This is a genomic window from Streptomyces sp. NPDC096324, from assembly GCF_044763015.1.
Classification (GTDB): domain Bacteria; phylum Actinomycetota; class Actinomycetes; order Streptomycetales; family Streptomycetaceae; genus Streptomyces.
Genome location: NZ_JBIWFK010000009.1, coordinates 451,165 through 460,737, shown reverse-complemented (window position 1 = coordinate 460,737; position 9,573 = coordinate 451,165). Strand labels below are relative to the sequence as shown.

At 69.3% G+C, this 9,573-nt stretch carries 15 protein-coding genes; 13 read left to right on the top strand and 2 right to left on the bottom strand.

Annotation, left to right across the window (positions count from 1 at the left end; all coding sequences use genetic code 11):
* The 3 genes from ACIQ7M_RS27040 to ACIQ7M_RS27030 form a co-directional block, all read left to right on the top strand.
* Nucleotides 1-214: hypothetical protein (locus ACIQ7M_RS27040; protein ID WP_403648931.1), on the top strand; the 214-nt coding region annotated here is incomplete at its 5' end.
* Between the two features lie 288 nt (nucleotides 215-502).
* A complete protein-coding gene (locus ACIQ7M_RS27035; protein WP_403648928.1) occupies nucleotides 503-964 on the top strand; it encodes a GntR family transcriptional regulator in 462 nt (153 codons plus the stop codon).
* 1 nt (nucleotide 965) lies between these two features.
* Complete coding sequence (locus tag ACIQ7M_RS27030; protein ID WP_403648925.1) at nucleotides 966-1,532, top strand: HD domain-containing protein; 567 nt, start codon at nucleotides 966-968, stop codon at nucleotides 1,530-1,532.
* Here the strand turns inward: ACIQ7M_RS27030 and ACIQ7M_RS27025 are convergent.
* Nucleotides 1,520-1,993: an NUDIX domain-containing protein gene (locus ACIQ7M_RS27025; RefSeq protein ID WP_403648922.1), complete on the bottom strand. Its 474-nt coding sequence runs from the start codon at nucleotides 1,991-1,993 to the stop codon at nucleotides 1,520-1,522. The genes ACIQ7M_RS27030 and ACIQ7M_RS27025 overlap by 13 nt on opposite strands.
* A 2-nt stretch (nucleotides 1,994-1,995) precedes the next feature.
* Nucleotides 1,996-2,712, bottom strand: a complete 717-nt coding sequence (locus ACIQ7M_RS27020; protein WP_403648919.1) for an XRE family transcriptional regulator — start codon at nucleotides 2,710-2,712, stop codon at nucleotides 1,996-1,998.
* A 694-nt stretch (nucleotides 2,713-3,406) separates the two neighbouring features.
* On the opposite strand from ACIQ7M_RS27020, the gene ACIQ7M_RS27015 reads away from it, so the two are divergent.
* The 10 genes from ACIQ7M_RS27015 (at nucleotide 3,407) to ACIQ7M_RS26970 (ending at nucleotide 9,562) form a co-directional block, all read left to right on the top strand.
* Nucleotides 3,407-3,568, top strand: coding sequence for a hypothetical protein (locus ACIQ7M_RS27015; protein WP_403648916.1), 162 nt, complete (start codon nucleotides 3,407-3,409; stop codon nucleotides 3,566-3,568).
* Between the two features lie 90 nt (nucleotides 3,569-3,658).
* Nucleotides 3,659-3,925, top strand: coding sequence for a DUF6284 family protein (locus tag ACIQ7M_RS27010; RefSeq protein ID WP_403648913.1), 267 nt, complete (start codon nucleotides 3,659-3,661; stop codon nucleotides 3,923-3,925).
* Nucleotides 3,922-4,257 (top strand): hypothetical protein, encoded by a 336-nt coding sequence (locus ACIQ7M_RS27005; RefSeq protein ID WP_403648910.1) that lies wholly within the window; start codon nucleotides 3,922-3,924, stop codon nucleotides 4,255-4,257. The genes ACIQ7M_RS27010 and ACIQ7M_RS27005 overlap by 4 nt, the downstream gene beginning before the upstream one ends.
* Nucleotides 4,257-5,114, top strand: coding sequence for a protein spdB (locus ACIQ7M_RS27000; protein ID WP_403648907.1), 858 nt, complete (start codon nucleotides 4,257-4,259; stop codon nucleotides 5,112-5,114). The genes ACIQ7M_RS27005 and ACIQ7M_RS27000 overlap by 1 nt, the downstream gene beginning before the upstream one ends.
* Nucleotides 5,111-5,758, top strand: a complete 648-nt coding sequence (locus tag ACIQ7M_RS26995) for a GGDEF domain-containing protein (protein WP_403648904.1) — start codon at nucleotides 5,111-5,113, stop codon at nucleotides 5,756-5,758. The genes ACIQ7M_RS27000 and ACIQ7M_RS26995 overlap by 4 nt, the downstream gene beginning before the upstream one ends.
* Entirely contained in the window at nucleotides 5,758-6,138 is a 381-nt protein-coding gene (locus tag ACIQ7M_RS26990; protein WP_403648901.1) for an RRQRL motif-containing zinc-binding protein, read from the top strand. The genes ACIQ7M_RS26995 and ACIQ7M_RS26990 overlap by 1 nt, the downstream gene beginning before the upstream one ends.
* A gap of 92 nt (nucleotides 6,139-6,230) precedes the next feature.
* A complete protein-coding gene (locus ACIQ7M_RS26985; protein WP_403648898.1) occupies nucleotides 6,231-8,477 on the top strand; it encodes a cell division protein FtsK in 2,247 nt (748 codons plus the stop codon).
* A 140-nt stretch (nucleotides 8,478-8,617) separates the two neighbouring features.
* Entirely contained in the window at nucleotides 8,618-8,872 is a 255-nt protein-coding gene (locus tag ACIQ7M_RS26980) for a hypothetical protein (protein WP_328554309.1), read from the top strand.
* A 16-nt stretch (nucleotides 8,873-8,888) separates the two neighbouring features.
* Nucleotides 8,889-9,083, top strand: coding sequence for a hypothetical protein (locus ACIQ7M_RS26975; protein WP_403648895.1), 195 nt, complete (start codon nucleotides 8,889-8,891; stop codon nucleotides 9,081-9,083).
* An 11-nt stretch (nucleotides 9,084-9,094) separates the two neighbouring features.
* On the top strand, nucleotides 9,095-9,562 hold the full coding sequence (locus ACIQ7M_RS26970) for a hypothetical protein (protein ID WP_403648892.1): 468 nt from the start codon (nucleotides 9,095-9,097) through the stop codon (nucleotides 9,560-9,562).
* Nucleotides 9,563-9,573 lie beyond the last annotated feature (11 nt).

Below are 9,573 nucleotides of genomic sequence, written 5' to 3'. Positions count from 1 at the left end.
AGCTGTGGCCGTGGGCCGGGAAGCGGTCGGTCACTACCGCGAGCTCGTGCTGGCCAATCCGGACGTCCACCTGCCCCAGCTCGCCGCGTCCCTCAACACCCTGTCCGCTCGGCTGGGTGAGATGGGGCGGCGGAAGGAGGCCCAGGCCGCGAGCCGGGAGGCAACCGACTGTCTGTCTCGACTGTATTTAGGCTTGGGTGCAACACCTTCTTAAAGCCGTGGAACCGATCGTCCCAGCCCCCGCCCGCATGCATCCAGCGCGCCGCCGGGCGCGGCCAGCTGGGGTAAAGGCAGGAGGCAGGCCGGGCCGCAGGGGCGGCGCGCCCGCGCCGTGCGCGGGCCTTGACGGCGCGGGGAAACTTTTACGTCAGTGGCCGAACCGCGGTCGCCCTGTGGCTACGACTGGTCTCCCCTGCCCCTCCGGCCCGACTCCCATGGCTGAGTACCTCCAGCGTGGGAAGCTTGAGCTTGACGACGGACAGACAAGGCAGGGGGAGAGCGGGTGTCGGAGCATGCCAGTCCTCGGGGAACTTTCCTCAAGGTCGCGGACGTGATGAAGGCCCAGATCGCGGACGACCCGGAGCTGACGGAGCTTCCGTCAGCCGCGGACCTGATGCGCGACTTCGACGTCTCGCGCGGAGTCGCGCTGCGTGCCTTCGGCGTCCTTCAGAGGGATGGGGTCGCGGAACCGGTTCCTGGGGGGCGCTGGCGAGTGATGCGCGAAGGGCAGCGATCCTCCCGACGGCCGCTGGAAGAGCAGTTCCGCGACATCGTCGCGGATGAGGGTCTTGAGGTCGGGGCAGCCTTCCCGAGCGCCTCTGCACTGGCTGCGAGGTTCGGAGTCTCGCGTCCCACGGCGACGAAGGCTCTCGACAAGTTGGAGGCCGCCGGCGTACTGGCGGGCGGGGGGCAAGGCAAGGTGCGGACGGTCCGTGCCGTGCCGATTCGAGAGGAGCGTTCGTAGCTTGTCGGAGCTGACGGAGTGGGCCTACCCCCTCGCGGAATCACTGCTCGCTGAGGTGCTGCCCCGACGGTGGCAGCACTGCTTGGGCGTTGCTGAGCGAGCACGCACAATCGCGCTCATCCTTGGGGAAGACGCCGAACTGCTGGAAGCTGCGGCTGTCCTTCACGACATCGGCTACGCGCCCGACCTTGCCAAGACCGGGTTCCACCCGCTCGATGGCGCCCGGTACTTGCGCGACGTTGCGAACGCCGACGAACGGGTCGTTCACCTGGTCGCGCACCACTCCTGCGCGTGGATGGAGGCCGAAGCGCGCGGCCTGCGCGAGGAGTTGGAGGGCGAGTTCCCCCGCGAGAACGCGCACCTCAATGACGCCCTCTGCTACTGCGACATGAACACCACGCCGGACGGAACACCGACGAATCCCGTGGACCGGATCAACGAAATCACCGGACGCTACGGGCCGGACAGTTTGATCGGTACCTTCATCCGCCGCGCCGAGCCCGAGATCCTCGCGAGTACGGCCCGCGTCCTCGAACGGGTCGCGGCCGCCAAGCCTCAGCCGATGTAGGGAGTCGTCCTCGTACGGTCCATCGCGTGCTCGATCCGGAGCCGCATGGTGGGGTGCACGTCCAGTGTCGACAGGTCCGCGGGGGCAACCCAGCGGACCTGTGTCGTCTCGTTACTGGTACGCACCTCGCCGCCGAAGGGTCGCGCGCGGAAGCAGATGCTGAACTGTTGGCGGACCTCGCCGTCGTCGTATCGCATCACGTGCCCGGGATCGGTGTAGATCCCCGAGATGTCGAGGACTTCAGCCTTAATGCCCGTCTCTTCCCAGACCTCGCGCACGACGGTGTCGCTGATGGACTCCCCCACATCGTGGCCGCCACCAGGCAGCGCCCAACGGCCGTTGTCGGATCGCTGGATCATCAGTACTTCCCTCGCGTCGTTCTGGACGAACGCCACCACCGAGGGCACTACCGAATTGGCCGGCGGGGCGTCGGGGTCGTGCAGGTAGTCAATCCGTCCCATGTTCAAGCTCCCGTGATGTCGCGGTCCGTGATGGGGCGAGCGCCGCCCCAAGTCTGTTCGATGCTATTCGCGTACGTGTTGAACAGGCCGCCGCCCGGCATGCGACGCAGGTGGAGGACCGGCGCCAGGTAGGCCCCGATGCCGTAGACGTGCGGGTTCACGAGCATCTCGTCATCGGACCGGTAGATGGAGTTGTAGAGCGTCGAATCGTGCAGTCGGAAGCCGATATCTGGGTGGCTCTCGAAGAGTGGGCGGTAGTTCAGTAGGGCATTGCGGATCTTGCCGTCCATGATCCGGTGCCCTTCGTCTATGCCGCGTTGCCGGACCGCGTCACTGCCCGGGTTCCCCAGCAGGATTCGCACCTGGGTGGTCCCAGCCACCTTTGCCTTCAAGATGTCGTGAAATACGGGATCTTCGGACAGGAACAGCCCGGAGTAGACGAGTACGTCCAGGTGGTTCTCCGCCCGCGCGTAGATCTCGCGCCAGAGTGCAGCGGGCACCGTGTGCCGATGCGGGTAGACCGCGACGATCTCCGCCTTGCTCAGGTCCATCGCGCTGTCGACGGTGCGACTGTCGTCCCACAACGTGGTCACGTCAACCTTGAGCGCCGAGGCTGTCGCGTATTGGTGACGCCGATAGGGCACTTTGCCCTGAGTGATCCAGCGCTCGACGGTCTTCGGGTTGACCTCGATCGCTTCCGCCAGGTCCTGGACGCTCATGCCTCGCGCCAGGAGAGCGGACCGTAAGCGCTCATTGGACATCTGCACTCCCGATGGGACTTCTAGGGAGCTCTTGACGGTAGCCAGATCTACCCGAGCTGTCCATGCACGGTGTCACCAACTCCCTTGAGCTGCACCGATGCTGATGGTGCGCCAGCAAGTCCCCGGCGCAAAGCCAAGAGGTTCCGTCGATGTACTTGACGGAATCCAGTGCAATACCTGTAAAACAGGTATTGCATCGGGAACACCCGGAGAGCCTCGTGAAACGGGTTCAAAGGCAGTGTCTGTTGGTTGAGAACTCAACAGTGTGACGATTTGGCGGGGTACGGATCCCTGCCCCCGCAACGGCCCGGGTGATGGCCGCTGGCGGTCACTTCCCCGCGCATCGGCTCTGGAGAACAGCTCTCGGGATCATCCCTTCCTCACGGGAAGTCAGCCCTTGGGTCTGCCACCTGGTGTGCGCCGCCCTGCTGGCGTCAGAGCAGTGACGATGACGCGCCCGATTACCGGCTCGGGACCGGATCCGCCCCGCAAGGGCGGGTCCGGTGAAGCCGGTCTCTGCCACCGCAGCTCACTGCGGCCGGTTACCTCCCCCGCCCGTCCGGGCCTCATGGTTCGGACGGGCGGGGCGGCAGGGATCCGGGGCCGGGACCTTCCGGCCGGGCTCACCCCGACGACATGTCAGGAGTCCCGCATGTTCGACCAGAAGTCACAGCAGTCGACCGACCTGACCAGCCCGGAGAACGTACAGAAGGGCCAGCAGGTCTACGACCGCATGGTGTCCGGCGAGTGCAAGGACGTCGCGGCGGAGCTGAAGGCCACCTACGGCTACACCGGCGACCGCAACAGCAACTGACAACCACCCCACGAGACGGCGCGCGGCTCCGGTGCTGGAACACCGGAGCCGCTTTCGGGCCGTACCACCTGCAAGGGAGTTCACGACCCAATGAACGAGATTACTGTTCAGGACGCCATCACGGCATTCGCCGACTGGATGGAACCGACCGACGCGGAACTGTCCGCGATCGAAGCCGAGATGCCTCTGATCCTGGCGGACGTCGACCTGGTCGACGTCCAGATCACGGCCATGGACCACGCCCCGAACGACGTCGACGCCCGGCGGGTGCGCCGGGCCCTGGCCCGGGTGCTCGCCGAACGGGTCAAGTTGACCAACCGCACGGCCGGCACGTCCCTGGCGGGGGGTGCGGCATGAGCACGATCCCCACGCTGGACGCGCTGGCGGCGCCGCTGCGGGCGCTCCGACTGCTGTCGGCCGACTTCCCGGAGCTCCCGGCCCCGGTGGTTCACGTGACCGCCATTTATCCGGACCGGGTGGCCCTGTCGCTGCACGACGACGGATTCGCCGCATTCGAGGCGTGGCGGGCAGCGCTCGGTATCGCCCCGGACGCGGTCGACTTCCACGTGCAGTGCAACAGCCGTACCGGCGTGCTGAACGCGCAGACGAGGTACGGCGGTGCGGACATCGAGCTGACCGGCTACACCCAGGTGCCCGCCGGCGTGCGGATGCCCGCGGGGGTGGCGTGATGGCCCGCCCGACCGCTTTACCCGCCGTCGCGGTGACGGCGGTGTCCCTGGTCCTCACCCTGGCCGTGGTCGTGATGTGGCTGGGCTCGGCGATGCCGTGGCCGGTCGCATTCGTGGTCGGTCTCGGTATCGACGGGGGCTGGCTGGCCACCCTCGCCTACGAACGGCGCCTGGCCGCGCAGGGCGACCACTCCGACGCCGTGACGGCGGTTGGCTGGTCGTTCGGTCTGCTCGCCACCGGCGTCCTGGTCGCCCACGCCCTGACCGCCGAGGCAGACAGGGGCGCGTGGCTGGCGGTGGCGTGGCTGCCGCTCGCGGCGAAGGCGATGTGGCTGGTGCACGGGCTGTGGGAGCGGACCGCACTCACCCCGAAGGCACTCGGAGCGATCCGCGGCATCCAGCAGGAAGCGCGCGACGAAGCGGCCGTGGCGCGTGCACGGCTGCGGGCGGAAGCCACGACGGAGGAGACCCGGCTGACGGCCGTGACACAGGCCGGCGCGCGCGTCGCCCGCGTCCAGGCCACCACCGCCAAACGGCTCTCTACGGCATGGTCCACGCTGGAAGCGGTCCGGACCGGTGAGGACACAGGCAGGGCACTGACCAGCGTGACGACCCGCGTCACGCCCGACGTCACACCCCGCTGGGAGCTCCCCATCTGGGGACCCACAGAGCCACTGACCGCCCTGGAATCCGGGCCCGCTCTTACCGACGCCGAACTTGACGCGGTCGTTGAAGAGATCCGTACCAGCCGCGTTCCCGCGCTGTCCTACCGCGAGATGGCGACCCGCTTCCGCGCGGCCGGCCACTCCGCCTCCGAGGTCCGCCTCCGGGCCGCGTGGAAGCGGGTCGCGGCATGAACACCCTCGCCGCCCTCATACCCGCCCTGCTGCCCGTCCTCGGCTGGACGGTGCATGTCCGGTGGCTGCACGGCCGGCTGACAACGGCCCGCCGCGACCCACTCACCGGACTGTGGACACGGGACGCATTCACCCGCCGGGCCCGCCGCCTGCTGCGCGACCCGCACGCGGTCGTGGTGCTGGCCGACGTCGACAAGTTCAAGCACGTCAACGACACCTTCGGGCACGCGGTCGGAGACGCGCTGTTGAAGGCGACTGCCGACCGACTCGCCCACCACGTCGGTGCGTCCGGGGTCGCCGGACGGCTCGGGGGCGATGAGTTCGCCGCTGTGCTCATCGACGACCACGGCACCGCCGGGGATCTGCTCGCCGTGCTGCACGGCGTGCTCGCCCGGCCGATCGACGGCCAGGACCCGAGCGCCCGCACCACGGTCTCGCTCGGCTGGGTGCGCGCCGCGGACTTCCCCGCCGATGACCTGTCCGGACTGCTGAGGCGGGCGGATGAGGCCATGTACGCGGCCAAGCAGGGCCGTGCCGGAACCCGACGTGCGGGACTGGGCCGACTGTTCGCCACCGTCGCCGGGCGCCGCGCCGGCCGAACTGGCGCCCGCAAGGACGCCCCGATCGTTGGGGTGGCGGCCTGATGTCTGGGTCGTTTGGCAAGTGTTACGACCCGACCGGCGCGCAGTTCGGCATCCCTACCTACCCGTGGCGCTACGCCCCTGACGGGCTCGCCACGCGTCGTCAACTGCGCGCCCGCGGGCTGCGTCCGGGTGGTCAGTCGATAGCGGCGCAGCTCATGCGACCGCGCTACCGACGCGGTCCGCTGCTCGCCTACCTCTACCGCGTCGACTGCGCCAAGCCGGTCCGTCCGATGACGCCGGGCAAGCGGGCCGCGCTCGCTAACGCGATGCGGGCGCGCCGTACCTGCCCGGCCTGCGCCATGGACGCCGGTTACGTCATCCCGACCTCGCTCGGGGTGTGCGTGCCCTGCGCCTACCCCGAGGAACAGCGCGCCGCCTGAACTTCCCCTGCATCACGATCCGGCGGGGTCCGTCCGCCCACCTCCTACAGCGACGGCCGGACCCTGCCTTTCCTCCCTTGGAAGGACTTTCAGTGAAGCACCCCGACGACGAGAACGAACTCTTCAACCGACTCGAAGCCGACCTGGCCGCCGACTCCGGGGGAGAGGTAGTCGACCTCGACAAGGCCCGATCCGCCCGGACGGAGTCGCCCGACTCCGACCCGACCGAGTCGGCCGACGCCACGGTGTACGTGACCGACTCGCAGGGCAGCGGAGACCTCGACCCGTTCCGCGTCGCGTCAGGCGACCCGACCGCTCGCATCGTGGTTGACCAAGCCGTGAAGGCGACCGGTCCGGGCTATCTCGGCCGACTGCAAGGCGCCCGCCGACGGTCGGTCGTACCGGTCTGGCTCAAGTCCCTCGCGGAGCTGAAGACCGCGAGTGGATGGGTGGCCCGCCACTACGCCCACTCCCTCGGCTATCACGCGCTCCGCACCCCGGTCTACGCCGGCCGTCTCGCCTTCCAGGCACCGACGGGCGCGGCCCGGTTCGTCGGGGGAGTGGTGCGGTGGGTGGCTGACCGCGAGGGTGAGCCCGTCCGGCTCGCCGCGGTCCGGCGTGAGGATGCCGCGGAGTACCTGAAGCTGTCGCGGCAGCGCGATGGACGCGTGCGCCTGCGGACTCTGGTCGCTGTGCTGGCCATGTTCGTCGGGCTCGGCTCCGCGCTCGCCCTCTACGTCCTCGTCCCTGACTGGCTTCAGGCCGTGTCGGTCGGTGCGGTCGTGATGGCGCTCGGGGGCGCCGGCCGCCGCGCGGATGCTCCGGTCGTCCACCGCGCGGTGGAACTGCCCAAGGCGGTCAAGCTCACCAGTGACATCGTGCTGCGCGCGCTCGGCTCACTCGGCATCCCCGCGATCAATCAGGCGCAGGGCAAGGGGCGTGACGGGTTCGAGTTCACCGCACCGATCACTCGGGATGGTCCGGGGTGGCGGGCGGAGGGCAACCTCCCCTACGGCGTGACCGTCACGGACGTGATCGAGCGCCGGGACCGGCTCGCGTCCGGTCTGCGCCGGCCGCTGGGCTGCGTTTGGCCCGAAGCGGTGCCGGACGAGCACACCGGGCACCTCGTGCTGTGGGTCGGCGACCAGGACATGAACAAGGCGAAGAAGCCCGCGTGGCCGCTGGCCAAGGCGGGCACGGTGGACCTGTTCAAGCCCGTCGCCTACGGCACTGACCAGCGCGGACGCTGGGTCGACGTGACGCTGATGTACATCGCCGGAGTGATCGGCGCGATCCCTCGCATGGGCAAGACGTTCCTGCTGCGTCTCCTGCTGCTGATCGCGGCTCTGGACCCGCGGGCGGAGCTGCACACCTACGACATGAAGGGCACCGGCGACCTCGACCCGGTCGGCAACGCCGTCTCGCACCGGCACGCGGCGGGGGATGACGACGAGAGCATCGCCTACGCGCTCGCCGACTGGCGGGCGGTGCGCGAGGAACTGCGCCGGCGTGTGAAGGTGATCCGTGCTCTGCCGCGGGACATCTGCCCGGAGAACAAGGTGACCAGCACTCTTGCCGACAAGCGCTCGCTCGGGCTGCACCCCATCGTGATCGCAGTGGACGAGTGCCAGGTGCTGTTCGAACACCCCGACCACGGCAAGGAGTTCGAGGAGATCGCAACCGACCTGGTCAAGCGCGGTCCCGCGACTGGGATTGTGTTCTTGGCGGCAACCCAGCGTCCCGACGCGAAGTCGCTGCCCACCGGGATCTCCGCGAACGCTTCGGCCCGGTGGTGCCTGAAGGTGATGGGGCAGACCGAGAACGACATGGTGCTGGGCACGTCGGCGTACAAGCGGGGCATCCGGGCGACGATGTTCGCCTGGGGTGACAAGGGAATTCACTACTTCATCGGTGAGGGCTCCGACGCCCGGATCGTTGCCTCCGTCTACGTCGACGGCCCCGGTGCGGACGTCATCGCCGCCCGTGCCCGCAAGGTCCGCGAGAAGGCCGGACTCCTGTCCGGTTACGCGCTCGGCGAGGCACCCGAGGCTGTCACCGGCCCGGCCTACGACCTGCTCTCCGACGTCCTCGCCGTGGTCCCCGCCAAAGAGGCCAAGGTGTGGTCCGAGACCGTCGTGGCGCGGCTCGGGGAGCTGCGGCCGGAGGTCTACGACGGGTGGGACCCCGAAGGGCTCGCCGCGGCGCTCAAGCCGCACGGCGTGGCCACGATCCAGGTGGGGCGCCGGGTGAACGGCAAGGTCGTCAACCGGCGGGGCATCGACCGCTCCCACATCACGGCTGTGATTTCGGAGCGTGACGGAAAGCGGGACGTGGGCTGAGCGTTCGGGGCCGCTAGCGATAGCGGCACACCCCGCTAACGTTAGCGGCCCCGCTAGCGCCCCAAAGCTGCTGTGATCAGGCCGCTAGCGGATAGCGGCTCACCTGCGGAAATCCCTGGAAACCGCCTGGAAGGGCCCTCATGCCCCCTGCCCTGCTCGCTATCACCCTCCTGTTCGGCGTCACGTTCTGTTACGTCGCTGTGTGCGCTGGCTCGCCGTTCGGCAACTGCCGCAAGTGCCGCGGCATGGGCCACGCCCTCAAGACCGACCGCAAGGGACGCCTCAAGCGCGGCAAGGACTGCCGCCGCTGCAAGGCCACCGGCAAGCGCATACGCGCCGGCCGCTGGCTCTACAACCGCTGGGCCCGCATCTACCGCGCCGGCACCGCCGACTGACCCCGGAAGGCACCCGATGATCCTGAACATCTCCGCCGTGCTGCTGTTCGGCGCCGCGTCCGCCCTCGCCGTCAAGACCCGTTCCGCCGGTGGCGGCTCCGCCCTGGTGCTGTTCCTGTTCGGCTTCTTCGTCGCCGGGACCGGCGCGTACGAGCCCATCCACAACCTCGTGCAGGCGTCCGCCGACGCCCTGACCGCCCTCGGCAACTGAGGAGACCCGCCGTGAACGAGCACACGCCCGCCCTGCGGCCGAACCTCCCGGCCGCCCCGGCACACGACCCGCTGACCCTGTACGCGCCCACCCCAGCGGCCGTGGAACTGGCCGCCGAACGCGGGCCGGTGGTGTGGGTACCCGACGCCTACGGGCGCATGGTCCCCATGCCCAAACACCTCGCCCCCGCCCCGATCCTCGCCCCCGAGCCGCGCGACCTGACCCCGCTCCCGCTCCTGGACCCCGTCGCCCAACGCTTCCTGGGCGCGGGACTCGGAGGCGGCGCCCTCGCGGCCGGCGTCGGCTACGGCGTGGGCGAGGTCCTCAGCGCCGCGGCCGGAATCAGCGGCGGAGCACTCGTCTGGGTCGCCGTCATCGTCCTTGCCCTGCGCGCCCCGGCCCGTGCGATCAGCGGTGGTACGGGCAGCACGGTCAACATCCGCAAAGCCGTCATCAAACGCAGCCACTTCCACGGCTGACCGAAGCGTGC